Genomic DNA, 22914 nt, shown 5'->3' on the forward strand with positions numbered 1-22914 from the left:
TTCTTGTTCCTATAATGAGGAGAGAATTCGCATGGAAACGAAAGGAAACGTCACCTATATGAAACCCGAGCTGTTTCTGTTCCTCCAACTTGGGGATGCGGTCATCATCACGGACGAACAACACCATATTCGAGCGGTAAACGATACCTACGAGAAGATCACCGGCTTCAGCAGAGAAAACATCATTGGGGTCCGAGCCGGTTTTCTTCGGTCGAACTTAACTCCACCATCGACGTATGACAGCATGAAGATGACGTTAGCCCAAAACGCGCCGTGGTCGGGCATTTTTACTAACCGCACCAGGCATCACGAGCTGTGGCACGCCTCGATCACCATTACGCCCATCACGATGGATAACAAGCTATACTACGTGGGGATTTTCCGCAATTTAAACCAATTGTCCGACGGCAGCTACATCTCGGAGACTCGCAAAGCGAAAATTCAAAATGAGCTGCTGCGCACCCTCGCCATTTCGTGTGAAGTGCGCGATCCAGCCATCGAGGGCCATCTCGTTCGGGTGCAGCAAATGACAGAGAAGCTTGCGCGGAGGCTGATGGAATTAACACCTCATGCCTTATCCGAAGAGTACATACGGCACCTGGTCAACGCGAGTATTTTGCACGATATCGGCAAATCGGGGATTCCGGAGTCCATTTTATACAAGCCGGGCGGTCTGACGAGCTATGAGCGCGTCATTATTGAAATGCATCCGAGCATCGGCGTCGATATTTTGAATAAGATGATTTCCGGCTTGGACGACGACCTCATTCATCAAGAGTTTATTCTCGCCCGCAACATCATCCAATCCCATCATGAAAAATGGGACGGCACCGGCTATCCGAACCAGCTCGCCGGAGATGACATCCCTTTGGAGGCTCAGATCGTTTCCCTAGTGGATGTTTACGATGCGCTGACCAGCCGACGGGCGTACAAAGATGCCTGGCCGCACGACCAAGCCCTCGACTATATTCAATCTGAACGCGGCCTATCGTTCAATCCCTTGCTGACCGATGCCTTCGCAACCATCGATTGGATAGAATAAAACAAAGAAAGCAGCCGCTACCGCACCTAAGCTCAGGCACCGTAGCAGCTGCTTTTTTTTCGTGTTATCTTCCGAACGAGGCGGACATATCTTCCTGCCCCTGACTATTCGCTGCGGTCTTTTTTACATACTTCGAGGTTTGAATCAATTCCTGCAGCTTGGCTTCATATTCATCCGCATCGAACGGAACCGCCAGCACCGCTTGTTTAAAGGAGGACAGCATAATCCCGTTGGCAATGATGACGGAGTTGATCCCTTCGCGGCCGTGTGCGATCAGATCGCCGGTTTCCTGCAGAATGGCATTTACGAACTTCTCCGCCACAATGGGATGCGCCCCGTTCGTGTCCGACGATACCGGAATATTCGTAGGCCAGTTCTCTACGCGTCCAAAGCTGTTCTTCGTTTCCTTGATAAAGCTCAGCATCGAGCTTCGGTTTCGATAAAACATCAGCTTGCCGTCCTCATAAACCAGCTTGCCGTTCTCGCCAACGATCTCAAACCGGTTCGTTCCCGGCGATTCCGCCGTCGTCACGATCAAATGGCCGACCATGCCATTCTCGTGCTCGAAATACGCCGTCACTTCATCCTCCACTTCGATGTCGTGGTATTTGCCGATGTGGGCGTGGGCGCTGATTTTGACCGGCACGCCGAACAGCCATTGATACATATCCAGTGTATGCGGACATTGATTTACCAGAATGCCGCCGCCTTCGCCCGCCCATGTCGCGCGCCAGTCTCCGCTGTCGTAGTAGGTTTGGGAACGGAACATCGTCGTATTGATCCATGTCACCCGGGTTAACCGGCCCAGCTCGCCGCCATCGAGAATGTCCTTGATTTTGCGGTAATGCGGGTACGTCCGCTCTTGGAACATCAGACCGAAGGTCAGCTTCGGATACGTCAGCTTCGCTTGCTCGTGAGCTTCGATCATTCTTGCCGCATCGTTGACATGAACGGAGATCGGCTTCTCGCACAGCACGTGAATGCCCCGCTCAAACGCTTCGATCGCAATCGTCGGGTGATCGTAGTGCGGAACCGCGATAATGACGGCCTCCGGCTTCGCATGATCGAACATTTCGCGAAAATCGGTAAATGCCGCTGTCCCGCAAATCGCAGCATATTGCTCGGCTTTTTCTTTGACCACATCGCATACGGCGACCAGCTCGACGGTGTTCATTTTCGGCAAATAGTTCACGTGGGTTTTCCCGATGTTGCCTAGACCGACCAGTGCGACTTTAAGTTTTTTGCTCATTAGCTTACTCGCTCCTCTTTATGTAGTAGGTTGGTAATGTATTGAATATAGGCGGGCAGCGAAACCTCAGGCTCCTCCAGCGTGGGGACCCATTTCTTCTCGTACTCCAGCGACAGCCAGCCCGTATAGCCCCGCTCCTGCAAAATGCGCACAATGTCCGCCATCGGAACCTCACCGTCGCCGATCAAGCACAGCTGCTTCACGCCATCCACATTTCTGGCATCTTTTACATGGGTATGTTTAATGTGACGGGCCAAATGGTCATACGTGTCCTGCACGCTCTCGCCATGCATATACGGATGCTCAAAGTCCCATAGCACCCCAATCGCCGGACTGCTTGTACGCCCCAGCACCTCAGAAATCAGATCATGGCGGTTAAAATCGCCGTGGGTCTCCAGCAGCACTGTCACGCCTTTCCCCTCCGCGTAGCGACCGAGCTGCTCCAAGCCATCCGCTACTTGAGCCACCGTTGCTTCCTTGCGTTCCGGATCGGGAAGCTTGTCTCCAAACACGCGAATATAGGGGACGCCGAGCTTGACCGCTAAATCGATCGTTTCCCGCCCCTCTTTGATAGCGCTTTCGAATTTATCCTCCGCATGAAACGAGCAGCCTGTATCCAGACAGCAAATTTCCAGCCCATGCTCCTGAAGCTGCGCCATCGTGCGATCCACATTCTCCGGCAAAAAAGGCCTCGCCTTCGGCAAGTACATTTCGCCTTCGATGCCGCGAATCTCAATGCCGTCATACCCTAAGCGGTGCGCCTCCTGTACAATGGTTTCCCAGGTCCAGTTCGGACAAGCCAGCGTTTGAAAGGCTACTTTCATGTCGTTTCCTCCTCTGTTGCAACTGTTGTCTATGACGCTACTTTTTCCTTCAGTCCATGTCCATTTTATAAAAACAAACCGAGAATAACCCTGCGCATTTTTACGATCTTTTTAACCTTTTTTCATGATAAAATGATAGCGTTGCCATAATTCCCAGCACGTGCCGGAGGAATAGCGGATGAAAGTATTTCAATATCATACCTTTATGAATGAATCGTTCCCGTTCAAAATTGAAGTCAAAGACCATCGCCATCTGTCCGTCACTCCCTATCATGCTCACGAGTATCTTCAAATTTGCTACGTCATCAAAGGCACTTGTATACATAATGTTGGAGGCCGCCGCGCCACGCTTGTCAAAGGGGACTTATTTTCCGTGCCGCCTCTGTATGAGCACTGTCTGGAGCTGATTCCGGACAAGGAGGCGGAGGTGGTCCATATCGACTTCATGCCCTTCCTGCTCGACCGCAATTTGCTCGATCTGACCAGCCTCGACAGCTTTGTTGATTTTGCCTACATTCAGCCGTTCGTCCAATTCAACAATACCTTGCTGCCTAAGCTGAATCTTTCATATGAGGGACAACGGGTGACGGAGCATCTCATCTCAGAGATGATCAACGAGTTCCAGCGGCAGGAGGAGGGCTATCCTTTTATCATTAAGTCCGATCTGCAAAAGCTGCTCGTCATCGCTGGACGTGAATTTACGAAGTACTCGCAGGACGTGAAGGAGCACCAGCTGCTACGGCTTCACCGGAAGCACTTCGAGGAAGCGCTGGCCTACATCGACGAGCAATATATGAACCATATCAAGCTGCAGGACGCCGCCGCCAAGGCCAACATGTCCCCCACCTATTTCAGCACCGTCTTTAAGCTGGTCCGCGGCATGACCTACATCGATTATGTGAACGACATTCGCGTCGTTCAAGCGATGAAGCTGCTCAAGGAGGAGCCGGACTGGAGCGTGGAGCGCATTTCGGCGTTTGTCGGGTTTAATCATTTGACGCATTTTTACCGAATGTTCCGAAAAAAGAACGGGCTCACTCCCGCTGAGTTTCGTCGAAAAAGCTAAAAAGGAGCTGCTTTGGGGCAGCCCCTTCTTAAAAAGAAAAAATATAGGAATAGGATTATAGGTCCATAAACGATTGAATTAATAAGTACGGCAGCATTCCAATCGAAACGAACGCGAACAAAAACCCTGTAAGTATTGCTTTCATTACTTTCATGATGCATGCCTCCCCGCAATTTAAGCTTATATTCATTGTAGGGCGCAAATGTTACAGGAATGTGAAAATAACATGAAACCAATCTTAAATTTAAGCAGCGCCACCGCCACGATGAAACAGGCTGCAGCGGTCGCAGCCCTACTTCCCTTTGGCCGTTTTAGTCTCTGCGTACGGCTCGACGTGCACGTGGACATTGCCTACATGGTGCTCGTCCTGCATTCGCTTCTCAATATCGTCGCTGATATCGTGGCTCTGCTCCACCGACAGCTCCGCGCTGACTTCGACCACGACATCGAGCAGTACATTACTGCCGTGAATCCGGGCACGAATATCCTTGATCCGCTTAACCCCCGGCGTCTCTTTCACCGTCTGCCGGAACACCTTGAGCTTCCGATCGTCAAACCCGTCCGTGAGCGCATGTGAAGCATCGGAAAAAATGTGCCCCGCCGTTTTGCAAATGATAATCCCGACTACAAACGCGGCGACGGCATCCAGAATCGGATACCCGAACCGAGAAGCAATGATGCCTACAGCAGCCCCGATGCTGACGAGCGCATCCGATCGATTGTCCGAAGCCGCCGCCATGAGCGACTGATTGTTAATTCGCTTGGCCAGCCGGCTGTTATAGAGATAGACCCCTAGCATCACCACAGCGGAACCCAGCGCGACCCACGCGGCCACCATGCTCGGTGCACTACGTTCATCGGAGAAAAAGCTTTTCCCCGCCTGAATGACGACCTGCAGGCCCGCTACCGCCATAATAAAGGAAGCGACCAGCGACGCGATCGTTTCCGCCCGCATATGCCCATACGGATGATCCCGATCCGGCGGCTTCCGCGAAATCCGCAGGCCGATCAGAACCGCCACCGACACGATGATATCCGTCGTATTGTTGATCCCGTCCGCGGTCAACGCCTCGGAGCCGGTCCAATAGCCCATGCCGATTTTGAAAAAGGACAGCACAATGTACGCAGCAATACTGACCCACGCGCCCTTTTCGCCCTCTTTCAAATTATCATAGGTTTCCACGTTGAAAGTCCCCTCCACGATCCGTAAAATCCAAAATTGCCCTACCGGCCCTGCCGGTTCTCGAGGTCAACCTATCGTAACAAACGAGAACCGTGTGGGTCTAGAGAAACAGTGTTTTCCCCGCTTATAAATATAGGGTGAAGGCAACTTTGTTTTCTGCGGCAAATCTTGTCCCAGACGCCAGCAGCGGCCGTCCGCAAGCGTGCAGCCTTCACCGTAACGATGATGAAGCACTGCAGACCAAGCCGAAGACCGCTGCTTTGGCTAGCGGATCATTACAGATGGACACCGGCATCAAACCCGTTATAATCGTGGCCGGACGGATCTAACATGGGATCCCCGTCATCGTTATAGGCTCCGCTTGAACGGTTCACATAATCGGAGGCCGACAGCCCCTCCCAATCTTCATTCACCGTATGCGCCGGAATAGGGATCATCTGCTCCGGATCGTAAGCCATAGTATACGTCTCCGATTCGCCCGATGCGCCGCTCAGCTCCACCAGTTGGCCGCCATGGGATTGAGCAATTTCCAGCGCAGAGGCCAAATCATGACGATCGACAATAATGTGCAGCGTCGGATGCTGCGTTTCCGTATGACGGCTGACCTGGTAGCCTAGCTCCTCCAGCGTGTCTTGGGCTAATGCGGCGGAGTCCCTCGATTCAAATTGAAAAAAAATCGGTGCACTGCTCATAGCTTGTTCCTTTCGTCTCGCGGCTTTTTGAAGAATCGGAATTAGCATGTGCGGTTTGCAGGAAGCTTATTCCTCCCCCTCTCCAAGACGCCAGACATACTCCTCGCCTGACCGGCATAGGATGGTAGCGGGGCAAGGGCTGGGAAACAAGCGTTGTGCGGCTCCCCCGCCAAAATTATAGACAAGGGGTGAACGCTGATGTCCTCTTTTTCCTCGGGGCCTGGCCCCGATAGCGACGTACAAGCTAACAAATGGTATGCTGTGCTGGCCTACATCTTATTTTTCATTCCGCTGCTGGCCGCCCGCGGCTCCCGGTTCGCCACGTTCCACGCCAATCAAGGACTGGTGCTGCTGCTAACCGCGATCGCCTGCAACGTCGTGCTCGGCTTTATTCCGCTCCTCGGCCTGCTGCTCATTCCTCTGGCCAACCTGGGGGTGCTGGTGCTTACCATCATGGGCATACTAAATGCAGTGAATGGATTCATGAAACCATTGCCGCTCATTGGCAGCATCCGAATTCTCTATTAAATATCAGCTCAGAAAAAGAGGCGAAGCCAGGGTTCACTCTGGCTTCGCCTCCTTTATATACGTTCCTGCTCTGCACGCCTCAATACATCCAGCGCCACGGACAAGCTGGCCATATCGCCGATGCGCTCTCCCAGCCCGGCAGGCACTACCGTGCAGGCCTGCAAAGCATGCGACAACGCTTCCCGTTCCAGCTCCTCCATCGTGAAGCGCTCCAGCAGCGCCTGCTGCCTGCCGTAGATGCTGCCAATCACGATCCGCTCGGGATTAAGCACATCGACGAGCACCGCGAGCCCGCGCCCTAGCTTACGGCCGACGGTCTCGAAGATGTCCAAGGCCAGCGCGTCCCCCTGCTCCGCGGCCTCGCCAACCAGCTTCGTCGTAACGGCCTCCAGCGCCTCCCACGACGGGCAAAAGGCCGGCGCCTGGCCCTGCGCAAGCGCCTCCGCCGCACGGCTCCTGGCCAGCTGGGCGATGCCGCCGCCGCTGCAGAAGCCCTCGAACGAGCCGGCTTTGCCGAAGCCGATCGGCCCCGTGTCCTCGAGCCGCATGTGGCCGACTTCTCCGGCCATATCGCTTGCCCCGGCGTAAAGCTCGCCGTTCAAAATCAACCCGGCCCCCATCCCGGTGCCGAACGTGAGAAACACCATGTGCCGCAGCCCGCGGCCCGCTCCCCACTGCCACTCCGCAAGCGCGCAGGCATTCGCGTCGTTCTGCACCGCCACCGCCACGCCGAACCGCTCCCGCAGCGGCGTGAGGCAATCGACCCGATCCCACCCCGGCAGGTTCGGCGGCGACAAAATCAGCCCGCGCCGGCTGTCCAGCGGCCCGCCGCAGCTGATGCCGATGCTCGCCAGCTTCTCCCCTTCGGGCAAATGCTCCTGGAGCAGCGCCTCCAGCTCATCCGCCATGCGGCTCAATGTTACATGCGGCCCCGCCGGTGTAGGAAACTGCACCTTCCCTAGAATCTCTACACCGTTCTCGCGAGCCCGACCGAGCACCACCGCGCACTTCGTACCTCCGATATCCAAGCCTCCAAGATAGGTCATGACGTAAAGAACGCCTCCTCCAGTAAAATGCACAGCGCATGATAGATCGGCAGATGCCGCTCTTGAATGTCCGGCGTCTGATCCCACGGGGCACGGATCGCGACGTCGCAGAGCCCGTTCATTTGGCCTCCAGTCCGACCAGTGAGCGCAATCGTCTTCATCCCGAGCGTTTTCGCTACCCGCACCGCATGAAGAACGTTCGCTGAGTTACCAGAGGTGCTAATACCAAGCAGCACATCTCCCGGCTTGCCGTAGCCATACACCTGCTGGGCAAAAATCAAATCCGCCGCCACATCATTAGCGAACGCGGTAGCCAGCGCCGTATGGCTCACTAAAGCGATCGCCGGCAGCGCGCCCTGCAAATGCTTCGCAATATACTCCCCCTGGTCGCCATATTCTGCCGCCAGCCTGCTGCTGTAGTCCGCCGGAACCTGCCTGCGGTACATGAATCCCTTCATGAGCTCGCCAACAATATGCTCACAGTCCGCTGCACTGCCGCCGTTGCCGCAAAGCAGCAGCTTGCCTCCCGACTCGAATGAGGCCCTAAGCACCTCAAACGCCGCATCAATGTCAGCCGAACAAGCCTCCTGAAGCTCGGGATATTTCTCATACAGCTTTTGAAGAATTGGTCTCAAAGAGCTTTCCTCCCGGCGGTCGGTTGATTCCATTTTCCCCCAGCATTAACAAGATTGTCAAAGGGATTATTTATTCGGGGGCCATCCATCTTCAATCGTGAACCCCCTTCCATTTTGTGCTGTTTTTGGATTGCCTCCGATATTGTAATTTGTTATCATTGACAGAAAGCGCGAATTGTGTAATATTTAGAAATATAAAAGTCGCTTTACTGCTTAAAAGCTTAAAAGCCACAAAGCAAAGTACGACGATTCATTACATTATTAAACGCACATCGGATGTCCCACTGCATGGACAATCACCGGCCTTGATGTCGAGTGCCGCGGCGTTACTTGAGAGGAGCAAGCATTCATGACCAGAGACAATCACAGCATTCTGGACTGTACGATTCGTGACGGGGGCCTCGTCAACAATTGGGATTTCAGCGTCCAATTCGTTAAGGACATGTATTACGGACTGAGCGAAGCTGGCGTGGAATATATGGAAATCGGTTATAAGAACTCCGCTAAGCTGCTGAAAGGCGCGGATGCGGGTCCTTGGCGCTTTTTGAACGAGGATTTCTTGAAAGAAGTTCTCTCCCACAAGACTGACACCAAGCTGTCCGCGCTCGTGGATATCGGCCGTGTTGATGAGAATGACATTTTGCCTCGTGAGCAGAGCGCTCTCGATATGATCCGCGTAGCAACATACATTAAGGATGTAGACAAGGCGCTGGATCTGGTTCAGAAGTTCAACGGCTACGGCTACGAAACCTCCATCAACATCATGGCCCTGTCCCATGTGATGGAGAATGACTTGAACGAAGCGTTCGAAGAAATTGCCAAGAGCGCAGTAGACGTCGTTTACATTGTAGACTCGTACGGCAGCATGGACTACAAGGATATCGACTACCTCGTATCCAAGTTCCAACGTCTGCTTCCGAACAAGAAGCTCGGTCTTCATATGCACAACAACATGCAGCTGGCTTTCTCCAACACCATCATGGGTGCTAGCAAAGGCGTGCAATTCCTGGATACCTCGGTATACGGAATGGGCCGCGCCGCAGGGAACTGCCCTACTGAGCTAATCGTCAGCCAATTGAAAAATCCGAAGTACGACCTGCGTCCGATTCTCGGCATTATCGAGAAACACATGATCCCAATGCGTGAGAAATGGGAGTGGGGATATGTGATCCCTTACATGATCGCCGGCGTTCTGAACGATCACCCTCGTGCAGCAATGGCGCTTCGTGCAAGCGACGACCGCGACAAGTTTGTGGAGTTCTACGACAAGCTGACTTCGCCGGAAGTTATGCCAACAAATCATCATTCCGACTAACATAAATGAAAAAAGACCCGGTTTCTCTCTCCCCACGGAGTAGAAAAACCGGGTTTCTTGTTCTCCCCACCCGCACAGAAGCTCAGAAAGGAGTGCCCACTCTAGGATGCCAACACCTACCCTGACCTGGAAAACCCCAAAGTCACTGCTAAACCCGGCCACCGGATATTTAACCGGCTACAGCCATACACTGAACCCGTATACCGGCTGCGCGTTCGCGTGCTCGTACTGCTACGTGCGCGAGATGCCCGTGGCCAAGTTTCGCTCCGAGCCTTGGGGCACCTGGGTCGACGTGAAGCAATCGGCGGCCGAGCTGCTGGTGAAGGAGCTGACCCGTGCGAAGCGAAAAGGGCCGGTGACCGTCTTCATGTCTTCGAGCACCGACCCTTATCAGCCGATCGAGTACCGCACGGAGCTGACGCGCTCGCTGCTCACAGCAATGGCTGCATCGGAAGCGCCCGACTTCGTGCTGGTGCAGACCCGCAGCCCGCTCGTGACGCGGGATATCGACCTGCTCCAGCAGCTCGGCTCGCGCGTCCGCGTCAGCCTCACGGTTGAGACGGACCTGGAGCCGGTCCGCAAAGCGTTCTCGCCGGCCGCGCCGCCGATCCCGGCCAGGCTGCAGACGCTGCGCCGCCTTGTACAAGCTGGTGTGCCCGTGCAGGCGTGCGTGTCGCCTGTGCTGCCGAGCAGCGAGCAGTTCGCGGAGCGGCTCGCGGACACCGGTGTGACGCGACTGTGCGTCGACGACTTCTTCATGGGCGACGGCAGCCTGGGACGCCGCACCGAGCGGCTCGGCATTCGGCGCATCTACGAGTCGCTCGGGCTGGAAGCGTGGTATGACCGAGCAGCCTACAAGGGCGTCGTGGAGCAGCTGCAGCGCTATTTTCCGCCACAAAGCATATATGTCAGTCAGGCCGGCTTTTTACCCTAAATCCTAAACGTCCCTTACGGCTCGACGCGAAGAAAATAGACCGGATCGACCTTTTTCCCGGCACGATATTCGATGGGGGTCGCACCGACCAACAATCGAAACACTTTGATGAAATAGTTGGCGTAAACAAAGCCGCAATCTCGCGCCACTGTCTCCACCGTTTTGTCCGTGTGCCGCAGCAGCCAGGCCGCCTGCTCCACCCGAATTTTACGCAGGTATTGGCTTGGCTTGAGCCCGGTTTTCTTATGAAACTGCCTGCAAAAATGAAACTTCGTCAGCCCTGCCGCCTCCGCCAAGTCCTCGATCGCCAGATCCTTCATGTAGCTTCCCTTGATCAGCTTCACCGCCGCCCGGATCGGTCCCGGCAGCTCCTCCGTTTCCCGTACAATGTCCCGGCCCTCCGTGATCCGATGCAGGCCCATGAGCCATTCATACAGCCTCGCCGAGATCGTGAACTTATCCAGCTGCGGATTGCCGTACACCTCCGCATACAGCCGGCTAAGCGTCTTCACTGGCTCTTGCTGCTCGCGGAAGCTGAGCACCGGTCCCATTTGCCGGATGATCTCCGTCGCATGGTTGATTGCGTCCACCCCATGGACCACCACGTACAAAAACTCCCACTCGCCTGCATCCTCCGGCAAATAGTACTCCTGATCGCCCGGCACCACGGTCAAAAATCCGGTCTCCTTTGGCACCGCGTACTCCTTCTCCCCGTCCCGCAGCATCCCTTTGCCATTCAACGTGTATTGAAACACGACATAGCCGCCGCCCCGCTGGAGGCCATGCCACCGATACGCCTCCGAGGTCACCCGATCCCAGCCGATATTGATCAGTCGAACCGGCAGTCCCGCCCCGCTCATATATTTAAAGCCAAAGCTGGAACGCTCGCACGCCTCATGGGGAAACAGCAATATAGTCGCATCCTTTCGAAAATATGTTATCATTGTAAGCTCTTGCAGCTATCCCTTATTATGGAACTGTCCGGATGAGCGTGTCAATATAACCAGCTACCACAGCCAAATGGAGGCGTTGTTACTCATGCTAAAAATCGCCATGATCGGCGCAGGCAGTATCGGATTTACCCGCAGATTAGTGATGGATATTCTTGCAGTAGAAGCTTTTAGAGATGCGCAATTTCGTTTCATGGATATCAATGAAGAAAATCTGACGATGGCCGCGAATCTATGCCGGCACATGATCGAGAAAAACGGCCTGCCAGCGACCATCCTGGCCACCACCGACCAGCGTGAGGCGATTGCCGGCGCAGATTATGTGTTCTGCACCGCCCGCGTAGGCGGACTGGAGGCGTTCAAGCACGACATCGAAATCCCGCTCCGCTATGGCGTCGATCAATGCGTCGGCGATACGCTTGGGCCGGGCGGCGTATTTTTCGCCCTGCGGACGATCCCTGTGCTGCTCGACATCGCTCGAGATATGCGGGAGCTCGCTCCAGGCGCGCTGCTGCTCAACTACTCGAACCCGATGGCGATGAACACGTGGGCGCTGCGGCGCGCCGGCGGCGTTCGCACGGTCGGCCTCTGCCATGGCGTGCAGCACAGCCATTCGCTGATTGCGAAGGCGCTCGGATTGCCCAAGCAAGAAGTCGAGTTCACCGCTGCCGGAATCAACCACCAGACCTGGTTTATCCGCGTCAGCCATGAAGGCCGGGATCTGGTGCCGGACATCTTGGGGGCGATGGAGCAGAACACCGAGATCGCGCAAAAGGAGCCTTGCCGGATCGACGTGCTGCGCCGCTTCGGCTACTTCTCTACCGAGTCCAACGGCCATTTGAGCGAGTATTTGCCTTGGTATCGGAAACGGAACAACGAGGAAACGGCGAAATGGATTTACGATAAGGTATGGATCGGCGGAGAAACCGGCGGGTATTTGAACCACTGCCTTAGCCGTGGAGATGAGTATAAGGAGAATTATCCGAAATGGCTGAGCGGCGAGATGGAGTTCATCCGCCTCGGAGAGCGTTCGGAGGAGCACGGCTCATACATCTTGGAAGCGTTGGAGACCGGCAAGGTATATCGCGGACACTTCAACATCGGCAACCAAGGCTTGATCACCAACCTGCCGAACGGCAGTACAATCGAGATTCCTTGCTACGTCGATAAAAATGGCATCCAGCCGACGTTCATCGGCGACCTGCCGCTCGCCTGCGCCGCCACGTGCCGCGCCAGCATCAGCGTCCAAGAGATGGCAGTCGAAGCTGCGCTGACCGGCAACCGGACGCTGGTGAAGCAGGCAGTGCTGCATGACCCGCTGACCGCTGCGGTCTGCACGACCGACGAGGTCTGGCGCATGTGCGACGACATGTTCGAGGCACTCGGTCCGTGGCTGCCACAGTTTAACGGCGAAGGCCGCACGTGGAAGGACATTCCGCTGCCGAACGGCGGAAGGCTGTAACGGCCAGTCGCTAATTTATGATTGGTGATCGTTAACGGAACTGAGATCCGTTATTCCACCCTTCAGCTGCTCTTGCTGAGAGCTAGCGGAACTCCATTCCGCTATTCATGCCTATTCCACCGATCAGACGCTGAAAGAACGGAAATAACGGAATTCAGTTCCGCTATTGTATCGCCCCCGCCAAACACAAAAAGACCGTCAAAAGCTTCACGCTTCTGACGGTCTCTTCCATTCCTACCGGAAATCCGGCGGAATCCGACGAGCGACGCCGGTTAAGATGGCAGCCTCGATGATGGCATGCCGTACCTTCGTAACCACTTGCTCGTTGAAAATACTCGGGATAATATAATGCTCGTTCAGCTCCGCTTCGGTAACGACCGAGGCAATCGCGCGAGCAGCGGCGAGCTTCATCGGCTCGTTGATGCGGCGTGCGCGGCAATCGAGCGCCCCACGGAAAATGCCTGGGAAGCACAGCACGTTGTTGATCTGGTTCGGGTAATCGCTTCGCCCGGTTCCCAGCACGCGCACGTGCGGCAGCGCCTCTTCCGGATCGATCTCCGGCTTCGGGTTGGCCATCGCGAACACGATGCGATCCGGTGCCATCGTACAAACATCCTCAGCGTTCAGCAGCCCGCCGCGGGATACGCCGATGAATACGTCGGCATCGCGCAGCACTTCTTTCAGCACCCCTGGCGTAGCTTCGACCTGTGGCTGCTCCGCAAGCCATTGCCACATGGGGTACTCGTAAGATCCGCCGCGAACGATCGCCCCTTCACGGTCTACGGGCACAAGGCGAGTGACGCCGGCAGCCAGCAGCATTTTGCAGATCGACACGCCTGCCGCGCCAATGCCGTTGACAACCACACGGACGTTTTCGATCCGCTTGCCGACGACCTTCAACGCGTTGAGCAAACCGGCGACCACAACAACCGCGGTACCGTGTTGATCGTCATGGAATACTGGAATGTCCAGCTCCTCCGCTAGACGCGTTTCAATCTCGAAGCAGCGAGGCGAGCTGATATCCTCCAGATTGATGCCGCCGAAGATCGGGCTGATCGCTTTAATCGTACGGATAATTTCTTCCGTATCCTTCGTATCCAGGCAGATTGGGAACGCATCCACACCGGCCAGCTGTTTGAACAGCATCGCTTTACCTTCCATAACCGGAGCTGCAGCGCTCGGACCGATATCGCCGAGACCAAGCACGGCCGTTCCATCCGTCACAACCGCAACGGTATTACGCTTAATGGTCAGCGAATAAGCTTTTTTCGGGTTTTCGTGAATCGCCGTACAAACCCGAGCCACGCCCGGCGTGTAGACGCGAGACAGGTCGTCCCGGTTTTTGATCGGCAGGGTCGGCTGAACCGAAATTTTTCCGCCCAAATGAACGAGGAACGTGCGGTCGGACACGTTGATTAACTTGATGCCCTCATGCTCCTTCAGCGCATCTACCACTTGCGCCTCTGCAGACTCCGCCACGTCTACGGTAATATCGCGAACGGACGACTCCTTGCCGGGACGAATAACGTCAATGGAAGTAATGTCTCCTCCGGCCTTGCTGATCGTCGCAGCTACATCCCCAAACGAAACCTTCTCGTGATTCAGTTCAACCCGCAAAATGATACTGGTTTGAGCCATTCGATAACCCTTCCTCTATAACAAAATAGTAACTAATTGGTCGTCTTTTGATAGCGCCTTCCTGATCGTAACATGAACCATTTTCTCCCGCAATGCGTCCCTTTAATGCGCCACATTAGTATAACCAAGAAGAGCTGGAGATTATTTCCCCGGCTTCGCTTTAGTCGCTGCTTCCTTTAACATATCCGCATTCATCGGCCCCGGATGTTTATCCCGGATCACGCCATCTCCATCAATAACATAGGTCGCCGGATACGCGTTCACGCGATACGACTGGCTGACGTCTCCTTTACTATCCAGTGCGACGGGGAAGCTGAGCCCCCACTCGTCCACCCACGCCTTCACCACCGGGACGCTCGCCTCCGTCGAGGTCGCATTGACACCCAGCACGACGACTCCATTTTTCTCATTCTCGGCAAAAAAGCTCTGCATCTCCGGCATCTCCGCCTTGCACGGGGGGCACCACGTCGCCCAAAAGTTGAGGATCACTGTCCGTCCCCGATAGTCCGACAGCTTGGCCGGCTGCCCGCTCAGCAGCATCAGGTCAAAATCAGGCGCCTGCTGGCCAACCTTCAGCCCCACGTCTTCCGCAACCGCGGTCGTTCCCGGTTTGTCCCAGCCATGCGCAGCCAGCGATTGAATCAACGCGTACCCCAATATAAACATGACCGCCCACTGCACGGACATGCGCCAATGCGTCGTAGGCCTGGAGCGCAGCCACAACACCGTCAGAACAACCCCAAGCAGCACAATTAAGCCTAATGTAATGCGGTTTTGCTCCCCTTCAAAAAAAATAAAAGCCAAATATAAGGAGGCCCCCCCTAAAATGGAACCTAACCCCGAATCTGTATAAATGGGTAGATTTTTTTTGTTTTTCCAGCCCATAAAGCCAACATACCCTGCCGCAAGCAGCGTGGCAAGCCAGACTCCGCGTTCGCCGCCGTTAAAATACAGCAGCGACACCGGATTGCGCAGCACGCTCATGCCATTGAACAGCAGGAGGCTGAGCTTCCAGCTTACGATCCAGATCAGCAAGGCGTTAAGCAAGACAGCGCTCACAGCCGCTGCCGACTCTGATCCTCGGAGCCGAAGCCTCAATATTCCGTAACCCGCCGCCGCAGCCACGATTGCAAATAGCATATGCTTTTGCAGCACCAACGGTCCCCACGTCATTGTATCCATCCGATCTTTCACCGTTCTCTCATTAGTTGTATTTCTTACCATTGTGGAGCGCAAGGAATCGGTTTGTCAAATGTGGTGTCCCAGCTTGCGCTTACTCGCCTGAAGCGATGCTGAGCCTAAGCTTGTACATATAAACTAACAACTAGAACTGCAGGAGGGATTCACCTTGAAAAGGCAAATCACAACCTTGTTACTCGCCACTACTATCGCCCTTAGCTTCAATGCCGCTATTACACCTGGACAAGCCCAAGCCGCGTCCACCGGCTCGATCGTGAGCAGCGTAAACTTTCGGTCACAGCCTAATGTGAACAGCACAAGCTACGGCTATCTGAAAGCCGGAGAAAAGGTATCGATTCTCAACAAGGTGAACGACTACTGGTACCAGGTTCGTGACAGCAGCGGACGCGTCGGCTATGTCTCCACCAGCAGCAAATATATTACAACCTCCGGTTCGGTATCGGCTCCTTCGAACTCTTCCGGTGGGACAAGCAGCAGCGCCGGTGATTCCACAGCCCTGCGCAACAAAATCATCAGCGCCGGCAAAAAGTACTTGGGCACGCCATACGAGTACGGCTCCGACCGCTCCAATACCAAAACGTTTGATTGCTCCGATTTTGTAAGACAAGCCTTCAAAGACGGTGCAGGCATTACGCTTCCGGGCGATTCCCGCGGACAAGCTAGCTACGTGAAATCGATCGGAAAAACGACGACGAATTGGCGCGATCTGAAACCGGGCGACCTGATGTTCTTCATGGAATACCGCGGTGTGGGTGGAACCTATCCAAGCAACAAATCGAATCAGACCGTTACCCACGTAGCGATGTACATTGGGAATGGACAAATCCTGTCCACATACTCTAAGCAATCCGGCGGCGTCCGTATCGACTCTATTGCCGGCACACATTGGGAAAAACGCTTTATTTTCGGCGGCAGCGCATTGAAATAACGCTTCAAACAGTCCGTCTCTCCAATCGGAGGGGCGGATTTTTCGTCTATTCTTCTAAAATATGGTATAGTAATTAAGCTGCTATCCTGAGCGCGGAGGTAGATGGATGAAAACAACGGTCTATATGGTACGGCATGCCGAATCGCCCTATACGGAAGGGGACGAACGGTCAAGAGGACTCACCCCTCAGGGATCGGAAAAAGCCAAGCGTGCTGCGGAATTGTTGAAGGATGCGGGGATTACCGTGGTTGCCTCCAGCCCGTATGCCAGAGCCATTCTCACGGTGGAGCCACTGGCCCAAGCGATCGGGTCGAAGATTGAAGTCGACGAGGACCTGCGGGAGCGCTTGCTGGCCGCTGAGGATTACGTCATCCCTAACGAAGAGTTCACGTCTACGATCGAGAATGTCTTTGCCAATCCGGATCTTACCCTGCCGGGCGGAGAATCCAATACGACGGCGGCTCGCAGAGGAGTCCAGGCGTTTCAGCGTCTTCTCGACAAGCATCGGGGAGAAACGATCGCCGTAGGCACACATGGCAACATTATGACGCTGATCATGCAGCAATATGATGCACAGTACGGCCTCCACTTCTGGAAGCAAACCTCCAAGCCTGATATATATCGGATGGACTTTGAACAGGATGCTTTGGTGCATGTGACCCGACTGTGGACGGAATGAACGAAGGAGCGAACCTATTTTGCTAACTAATATGAAACACCGAATTGGAGACGAGCAGGTCCTGGAGCTTCTTGTCTATGCTATGGTGGCGGACGCGGACCGAATCGAGCACAACCTGCAAGTATATAAAACGGATGCCTCCCGTGAAATCTACGGCTTGGAGCAAGACGGCGTAGTCCTGGCCGTGGCGGGCTTTACGCTCGATGACCAGCTCACGCTGGAGCTTCATCATATCGCCGTACACCCGGAATACCGCAATCAAGGGTACGGCCGCGGATTGCTGCTGGAGCTGCTAGAGACCAAACAGCCTAAGCTGATCCGGGCGGAGACCGATGAGGCTGCAGTTGATTTTTATCGCAATGTAGGCTTTCAAGTGATTAGCTTGGGAGAGAAATATCCGGGTGTGGAGCGGTTTGAATGTGTTTATGAAGTGGAACCCGAGGACGAGTAAACGAAAAGCCCCGTGAGAAAAGCAATCCAATGCCTCTCCACGGGGTATTGTTCTATGGTTTGTTGTTATTCTAAGGCTACAGCCATTTCAAGCTTGTACGCGATATCCAGGATGATCGGAGCACATAAGATAACCGAGCCAACAGAAGAAATCTCCATCCCGCTGCCCGTAAATAAGTTCGGCGGCGTAATGTTGATTTGAATCCCCCGATTCGAAAACACGGTAGCCGTATTCCCGATAATCATATTCATCAGCTCTTTAATCGCGCTTTTCGAGATTTCATCCAATTTCCGCAGGCTGGTGCCCATCATCTTACCCGCGACATAAAGGGCATCCTCTAAGGACATGGTCAAGTAAACCGAGCCCCGCATTTCCCCTGTTACGCCAACACTTACAACAACGGAGTCATTAACTACTACGATCTCCCGTTTGAGATGAGGCTTCCCCAGCTTAGCCGTAATATGGGCAACCTTATCACAAATATCAGTCGTGGTTTCAATAAACGGATTAATATAATTTACATTCATCACTACAGCTCCCCAAAAAGTGTAATTCCTCCGATGGTATCCATGCTTGTTCCGCTTCGTAAACCACAGAGTGAAATACTAGGGGCTGTGTTGGGAATCGCTCGCAGGAGGTTACAACCTATTCATAAAAATTTTACCATAGTTCAATCCGTTATTGAATAGAAAAAAGGAACCCAACCAACAGAGGCCAGATCCCTTTTTGTCGAAAATTCATGCTACGTTCCCAAAATCGCATCTAATACCGGCTTGGTCGCGCCGCCAGGATACATCAAATAAAGCATTACATATACCACAACACCGGTTGGAGCGGTAAGGAGCCAGATTACAGCCGTAATGCGGCCGATTTTACGATGCTTCGCGAACTTTTTGTTGAAGGCCAGCACCAAGGTTACAATTCCAAAGACGGCGGCAACGGTAGCCAAGGTGATATGGAAAAACAAGAACAGGTGATACGGAAGCTTCAAGCTGTCCGGCCCCCCGAAGGAGGTGTTGCCCACAAACAGCGTCCGGCTCGCATAAATGAGGAAGAAGGCCAGCGCAAACGCTGCGCCCCATAGCATCACTTTTTGGTGCGCTTCCCGATTTCCTTTAACAATTTGGTACCAGCCAATCCCCACCAGAATGGCGCTAATCACGATAAAGCTGGTACTGATCGTAGGTAATATAAACACGAATACTCCCACCTATCACAATTCTCTATGCTTGATTCATATGGATTTGGGCATGGAACGCTTCCTCGGCCAAATCCTCTTCCTCTTCCTGCTTGCGCTCCATGCGGTACCAACGGTAGAAGGAATATCCTAAAGCGAACCCATAGACAATCTCTTGGATGATTTTCATGATGACGCCGCCCAGCTGCTGATCGTCGAGCATCGGCAGCAATAAAAACTGATCCGAAACCGTATTGTACATCGCATACATCGGCTGATTCGCAAAGATGATCAAAGCGCACGCCGGTGTGAGCAATATTCCATTGAGAAAAATGTAGCCCATTTTTTTGAGCTCAGACAAGGTATTGTACTCTGGCAGCGGACAGAATACCAGGAACCACATCTGGAAGGCAGCAAACAAAAAGATGGCTTTGTACACGGCAAGCGCCGTCGTATGATCCATCAGCCAATCCATGACCATCGGAATGTGGTACATAGAGAATACGAAGTTGAAGAAAAACAGCGCCAACAGCGGATTCGTCAGCATTCGGACCACAAATTTTATTACGCTCCCCTTCAGAACCGAGCGAAGCAGCCACCCCGGTGTCCCCACCAGCAAAAACGGCGGCATCATCAAGTAAAGAATTGACTGCTGGAACATATGGACGCTGAACATATAATGCTGACCGTAGAAAGCGATTGGCGATCCTTCCGCAGCATACCAAAGCGCCAAGCCGATCCAAAAGCTCAGCTGCTGCTTGAACGACACCGGCTCGCTGTTTGCAAACTGATGCCGCCAGCGGCCCACGGTAAAGGTGTACAAGATGCCGATCACCAGCATGATTAACAGAAAGCCCGGACTCCACAGCTGCGCAAACGTCGCTGCAGCTTCATGCCCTCCATGTGACATAGGCGAGTTCATAGTAAGCTCCTTTTCTGCCGCAACCGTGTTATCGGTCGTGGACTTACAGTTATTACATGTGGCAGATTCGTGAAAACTTTCTCATACCTAAGCAAAAGAGAGGGGCTTTTCTTTCAAAGCCGCCTCTCCTGCATGTATGAACCTAATTTAACGAATTACCACCACAGCCAGTATACGGCCATAGCCACGGCTGTCAGGGCGACAAACGCCCCCATAGCCAACCCCATAATCGGGAAGAAATGACCGCGGTCCTTCATGTGCATCCAATAAGCCAACTGGAAAACAGCTTGCACAATCGCAAGACCAACGAGGAACAGGATGATAAACGAACGATCCAAACCTCCGTACAGCACGATGGCGAAAGCCAGCATGGTCAGTACGATAGAAATAATGTACGAAAGATAATGGTTTCTTGGTCCTTCTAAGCGATGACGCTCCGTACCCGTTGTTGTATGGTTATGGCTGCTCATGTTATGGACCCACCTTCCCCATCAGGTATACTACGGTGAAGATAAACACCCACACGACGTCGATAAAGTGCCAGTACAGACCGGCAACATAAAACTTCGGCGCGGTAACAACCGTAAGACCTTTTTTCATACTCGAGATAATCAGCAGCGTGATCCACAATACCCCGAACGCTACGTGAGCTCCGTGGAAACCAACCAGCGAGTAGAACGACGTTGCAAATGCACTCTTACTGAAAGTATGCCCTTCATGGACATATTCGAAAAACTCTTTAATTTCCAAGCCCAAGAAGCAAAGACCGAGCAATACAGTAATCAACAGCCAGCCTTGTACTGACTTCAACTTGCCGCGGTGCAAAGCCATCGTAGCAAATACGCTTGTCAAGGAGCTCGTCAAAAGGATGAAGGTAGACCATGCTACCGTACCGATCTGGAACAAATGCTGTGCTGTAGGACCATCTGGAACTTGGTTGCGAAGCGCGATGAACGATGCAAACAACGTACCGAACAATACGCACTCGCCGCCGAGGAAGAGCCAGAAGCCCATGACTTTATTTTTGCCTTCCAAAGTTGCTGTTTCTGCGTGAGGTGGCAAGGCGCCGCCTACTCCGTGATGTGCTGCACTCATGCCTTAACCCCCTTATCATTTAACTCTTCAGGCTCGATGTGGAAGCCATGATCGTCATAAACGGATCTCAAGAACATGCAAATCAGTGTGATCGCCATACCGATGAAGCTAAACAGGTAAGTGTGATACATGAAGCCGTAGCCTGCGATGAACAAACCTACAGACATCACGAACGGCAAGATCGATGGCGATGGCATATGAATCGAACCGATCGGCTCCGCTGGCGTCATCTCTTTGTTGCCAGACATTTTTTCTTTCCAGAATGCATCCAAACCACGAACAAGCGGAGTTTGTTTGAAGTTATATTCCGGCGGTGGCGATGGAATCGTCCACTCCAATGTACGAGCATCCCATGGATCCGCAGGAGCCGTCATTGGTTTGCTGTTTGTAGAAATGATGTTGATGATGAATACGATTGTACCGATACCCATCAGGAAGGCACCCATCGTACTGATAAAGTTACCTTGCTCCAGGCCTACACCCGGTTGATACGTAAATACGCGGCGCGGCATCCCCATCAAGCCGAGGAAGTGCTGCGGGAAGAATGTCATGTGGAATCCGATGAAGAAGGTCCAGAAATGAATTTTTCCAAGCGTTTCGTTCAGCATGCGGCCGAACATCTTTGGCCACCAGTAGTACATAGCAGCGAACAAGCTGAGCACAAGACCACCGACAATTACATAGTGGAAGTGAGCAACAACGAAGTATGTATCGTGATACTGGAAGTCTGCCGCCGGAACAGCAAGCATAACCCCGGTAACGCCACCCATAACGAACGTCGGAATAAAGGATGTAGCAAAAATGTTAGCTGTTGTGAATCGGATTTGACCGCCCCACAGCGTGAACAGCCAGTTAAAGATTTTAACCCCGGTAGGTACGGCAATCGCCATGGTCGCAACCCCGAAGATCGCGTCACCGACAGCACCGATACCCGTTGTAAACATATGGTGAGCCCAAACCATGAAGCCCAAGAACCCGATGAGCGCTGTCGCAAATACCATGGAGCTGTATCCGAACAAACGCTTTCTGGAAAAGGTGGCTACGATCTCGGAAACGACACCGAACGCCGGCAAGATCAGGATATAAACCTCAGGGTGACCGAAGATCCAGAAGATATGCTCCCACAGGACCGGATTACCGCCCTTTGCGACATCGAAGAAGCCGCCGCCGAACAAACGGTCAAACATCAATTCAACCAAACCAACCGTAATGGCTGGGAATGCAAACAAGATCAAGAAGGAAGTGATAAACGCTGCCCATGTAAACATCGGCATTCTCATGTACGTCATGCCCGGTGCACGCATGTTGATGATCGTAACGAGGAAGTTAATCCCCCCGATCAGCGTACCGATACCGGCAATCTGCAGACCGAGAACGTAGAAGTCAACGCCATGGAATGCGCCGGTGCTATCTACAATACCGGCCAGCGGCGGGTAAGACGTCCAGCCTGCATTTGGCGCACCGCCCAAAAACCAGGACGTGTTCATCAGCAAGGCACCGAAGAAGAACAACCAAAAGCCAAGTGCGTTAACGAACGGAAATGCTACGTCTCGCGCACCGATCTGAAGCGGAACGACCGCGTTCATGAAGGCGAAGATAACCGGCATCGCCGCGAAGAAGATCATGGTAGTACCATGCATCGTTGTTAACTGGTTAAACGTGTCGCCGATGAAAATCTTTTGGTCCGGATAAAGCAGCTGAATCCGGATCATAATCGCTTCGATCCCGCCCATCAAGAAGAAGAGGCCGCCTGCGAGTAAGTACAAAATACCGATTTTTTTATGGTCCACCGTTGTAAGCCAATCCATAAGACCGGTGTGACGCTTGACCTTGTGATCGTGAGCCACCGTATTAACCTCCTTTTTCCCTCGCTGCGACTGGAATGATTCTCTCGAATC

Annotated in this window: 24 protein-coding genes; 9 read left to right on the forward strand and 15 right to left on the reverse strand. The window is 53.5% G+C overall.

Annotated features, from left to right (window positions below):
- Nucleotides 1-31 precede the first annotated feature (31 nt).
- Nucleotides 32-1042: an HD domain-containing phosphohydrolase gene (locus tag FPZ49_RS09015; protein ID WP_261381327.1), complete on the forward strand. Its 1011-nt coding sequence runs from the start codon at nt 32-34 to the stop codon at nt 1040-1042.
- Nucleotides 1043-1106: 64 nt separating this feature from the next.
- Here the strand turns inward: FPZ49_RS09015 and FPZ49_RS09020 are convergent, their stop codons facing one another.
- Both FPZ49_RS09020 and FPZ49_RS09025 read right to left on the reverse strand, forming a co-directional pair.
- The gene (locus FPZ49_RS09020) at nt 1107-2291 is read right to left on the reverse strand and encodes a Gfo/Idh/MocA family protein (RefSeq protein WP_144845724.1); all 1185 of its coding nucleotides are present in this window, start codon (nt 2289-2291) and stop codon (nt 1107-1109) included.
- Nucleotides 2291-3115 (reverse strand): sugar phosphate isomerase/epimerase family protein, encoded by an 825-nt coding sequence (locus FPZ49_RS09025; RefSeq protein ID WP_144845726.1) that lies wholly within the window; start codon nt 3113-3115, stop codon nt 2291-2293. The genes FPZ49_RS09020 and FPZ49_RS09025 overlap by 1 nt, the downstream gene beginning before the upstream one ends.
- Before the next feature lie 178 nt (nt 3116-3293).
- Here FPZ49_RS09025 and FPZ49_RS09030 point away from each other — a divergent pair, with 178 nt between their 5' ends.
- Nucleotides 3294-4181 (forward strand): AraC family transcriptional regulator, encoded by an 888-nt coding sequence (locus FPZ49_RS09030; RefSeq protein WP_144845728.1) that lies wholly within the window; start codon nt 3294-3296, stop codon nt 4179-4181.
- A gap of 292 nt (nt 4182-4473) precedes the next feature.
- Here FPZ49_RS09030 and FPZ49_RS09035 read toward each other — a convergent pair whose 3' ends face one another.
- Together FPZ49_RS09035 and FPZ49_RS09040 are read right to left on the reverse strand one after the other, a co-directional pair.
- A complete protein-coding gene (locus tag FPZ49_RS09035; protein ID WP_144845730.1) occupies nt 4474-5364 on the reverse strand; it encodes a cation diffusion facilitator family transporter in 891 nt (296 codons plus the stop codon).
- A gap of 275 nt (nt 5365-5639) precedes the next feature.
- Nucleotides 5640-6056 carry a hypothetical protein gene (locus tag FPZ49_RS09040; RefSeq protein ID WP_144845732.1) on the reverse strand — a complete coding sequence of 139 codons (417 nt, stop codon included), beginning with the start codon at nt 6054-6056 and terminating at the stop codon, nt 5640-5642.
- Between the two features lie 198 nt (nt 6057-6254).
- On the opposite strand from FPZ49_RS09040, the gene FPZ49_RS09045 reads away from it, so the two are divergent.
- The gene (locus FPZ49_RS09045) at nt 6255-6584 is read left to right on the forward strand and encodes a hypothetical protein (RefSeq protein ID WP_144845734.1); all 330 of its coding nucleotides are present in this window, start codon (nt 6255-6257) and stop codon (nt 6582-6584) included.
- 53 nt (nt 6585-6637) lie between these two features.
- On the opposite strand, the gene FPZ49_RS09050 is transcribed toward FPZ49_RS09045, so the two are convergent.
- Nucleotides 6638-7630, reverse strand: a complete 993-nt coding sequence (locus FPZ49_RS09050) for an ROK family protein (protein WP_144845736.1) — start codon at nt 7628-7630, stop codon at nt 6638-6640.
- The gene (locus FPZ49_RS09055; RefSeq protein WP_261381328.1) at nt 7627-8265 is read right to left on the reverse strand and encodes a D-sedoheptulose-7-phosphate isomerase; all 639 of its coding nucleotides are present in this window, start codon (nt 8263-8265) and stop codon (nt 7627-7629) included. Before FPZ49_RS09055 ends, FPZ49_RS09050 begins: the two co-directional genes overlap by 4 nt.
- A 349-nt stretch (nt 8266-8614) precedes the next feature.
- Here FPZ49_RS09055 and FPZ49_RS09060 point away from each other — a divergent pair, with 349 nt between their 5' ends.
- A complete protein-coding gene (locus FPZ49_RS09060) occupies nt 8615-9580 on the forward strand; it encodes an aldolase catalytic domain-containing protein (RefSeq protein ID WP_144845740.1) in 966 nt (321 codons plus the stop codon).
- A gap of 106 nt (nt 9581-9686) precedes the next feature.
- Nucleotides 9687-10514 (forward strand): SPL family radical SAM protein, encoded by an 828-nt coding sequence (locus FPZ49_RS09065; protein WP_144845742.1) that lies wholly within the window; start codon nt 9687-9689, stop codon nt 10512-10514.
- 14 nt (nt 10515-10528) lie between these two features.
- Here FPZ49_RS09065 and FPZ49_RS09070 read toward each other — a convergent pair whose 3' ends face one another.
- A complete protein-coding gene (locus FPZ49_RS09070; protein WP_144845744.1) occupies nt 10529-11425 on the reverse strand; it encodes a helix-turn-helix transcriptional regulator in 897 nt (298 codons plus the stop codon).
- 127 nt (nt 11426-11552) lie between these two features.
- On the opposite strand from FPZ49_RS09070, the gene melA reads away from it, so the two are divergent.
- A complete protein-coding gene (gene melA / locus FPZ49_RS09075; RefSeq protein ID WP_144845746.1) occupies nt 11553-12926 on the forward strand; it encodes an alpha-glucosidase/alpha-galactosidase in 1374 nt (457 codons plus the stop codon).
- A gap of 234 nt (nt 12927-13160) precedes the next feature.
- Here melA and FPZ49_RS09080 read toward each other — a convergent pair whose 3' ends face one another.
- The gene (locus tag FPZ49_RS09080) at nt 13161-14564 is read right to left on the reverse strand and encodes an NAD-dependent malic enzyme (protein ID WP_144845748.1); all 1404 of its coding nucleotides are present in this window, start codon (nt 14562-14564) and stop codon (nt 13161-13163) included.
- A gap of 141 nt (nt 14565-14705) precedes the next feature.
- The gene (locus tag FPZ49_RS09085; RefSeq protein WP_186445700.1) at nt 14706-15746 is read right to left on the reverse strand and encodes a peroxiredoxin family protein; all 1041 of its coding nucleotides are present in this window, start codon (nt 15744-15746) and stop codon (nt 14706-14708) included.
- A gap of 166 nt (nt 15747-15912) precedes the next feature.
- Between FPZ49_RS09085 and FPZ49_RS09090 the strand changes: the two genes are divergently transcribed.
- From FPZ49_RS09090 to FPZ49_RS09100, 3 genes are all read left to right on the forward strand, one after another.
- A complete protein-coding gene (locus tag FPZ49_RS09090; RefSeq protein ID WP_144845752.1) occupies nt 15913-16692 on the forward strand; it encodes a C40 family peptidase in 780 nt (259 codons plus the stop codon).
- Between the two features lie 106 nt (nt 16693-16798).
- On the forward strand, nt 16799-17371 hold the full coding sequence (locus tag FPZ49_RS09095) for a histidine phosphatase family protein (protein WP_144845754.1): 573 nt from the start codon (nt 16799-16801) through the stop codon (nt 17369-17371).
- 19 nt (nt 17372-17390) lie between these two features.
- Nucleotides 17391-17822, forward strand: a complete 432-nt coding sequence (locus FPZ49_RS09100; protein WP_261381329.1) for a GNAT family N-acetyltransferase — start codon at nt 17391-17393, stop codon at nt 17820-17822.
- A gap of 65 nt (nt 17823-17887) precedes the next feature.
- On the opposite strand, the gene FPZ49_RS09105 is transcribed toward FPZ49_RS09100, so the two are convergent.
- From FPZ49_RS09105 to ctaD, 6 genes are all read right to left on the reverse strand, one after another.
- Nucleotides 17888-18349, reverse strand: coding sequence for a chemotaxis protein CheX (locus FPZ49_RS09105; protein ID WP_144845756.1), 462 nt, complete (start codon nt 18347-18349; stop codon nt 17888-17890).
- Nucleotides 18350-18564: 215 nt separating this feature from the next.
- Complete coding sequence (locus FPZ49_RS09110; RefSeq protein ID WP_144845758.1) at nt 18565-19020, reverse strand: DUF420 domain-containing protein; 456 nt, start codon at nt 19018-19020, stop codon at nt 18565-18567.
- Nucleotides 19021-19045: 25 nt separating this feature from the next.
- On the reverse strand, nt 19046-19921 hold the full coding sequence (locus FPZ49_RS09115) for a cytochrome c oxidase assembly protein (RefSeq protein ID WP_144845760.1): 876 nt from the start codon (nt 19919-19921) through the stop codon (nt 19046-19048).
- A 155-nt stretch (nt 19922-20076) separates the two neighbouring features.
- Nucleotides 20077-20391 (reverse strand): cytochrome C oxidase subunit IV family protein, encoded by a 315-nt coding sequence (locus FPZ49_RS09120; RefSeq protein WP_144845762.1) that lies wholly within the window; start codon nt 20389-20391, stop codon nt 20077-20079.
- A 1-nt stretch (nt 20392) separates the two neighbouring features.
- The gene (locus tag FPZ49_RS09125) at nt 20393-21016 is read right to left on the reverse strand and encodes a cytochrome (ubi)quinol oxidase subunit III (protein ID WP_144845764.1); all 624 of its coding nucleotides are present in this window, start codon (nt 21014-21016) and stop codon (nt 20393-20395) included.
- A complete protein-coding gene (gene ctaD / locus FPZ49_RS09130; RefSeq protein ID WP_186445707.1) occupies nt 21013-22824 on the reverse strand; it encodes a cytochrome c oxidase subunit I in 1812 nt (603 codons plus the stop codon). Before ctaD ends, FPZ49_RS09125 begins: the two co-directional genes overlap by 4 nt.
- Nucleotides 22825-22914 lie beyond the last annotated feature (90 nt).

The sequence above is a fragment of the Paenibacillus cremeus genome, assembly GCF_007786445.1.
GTDB classification, from domain to species: domain Bacteria; phylum Bacillota; class Bacilli; order Paenibacillales; family NBRC-103111; genus Paenibacillus_G; species Paenibacillus_G cremeus.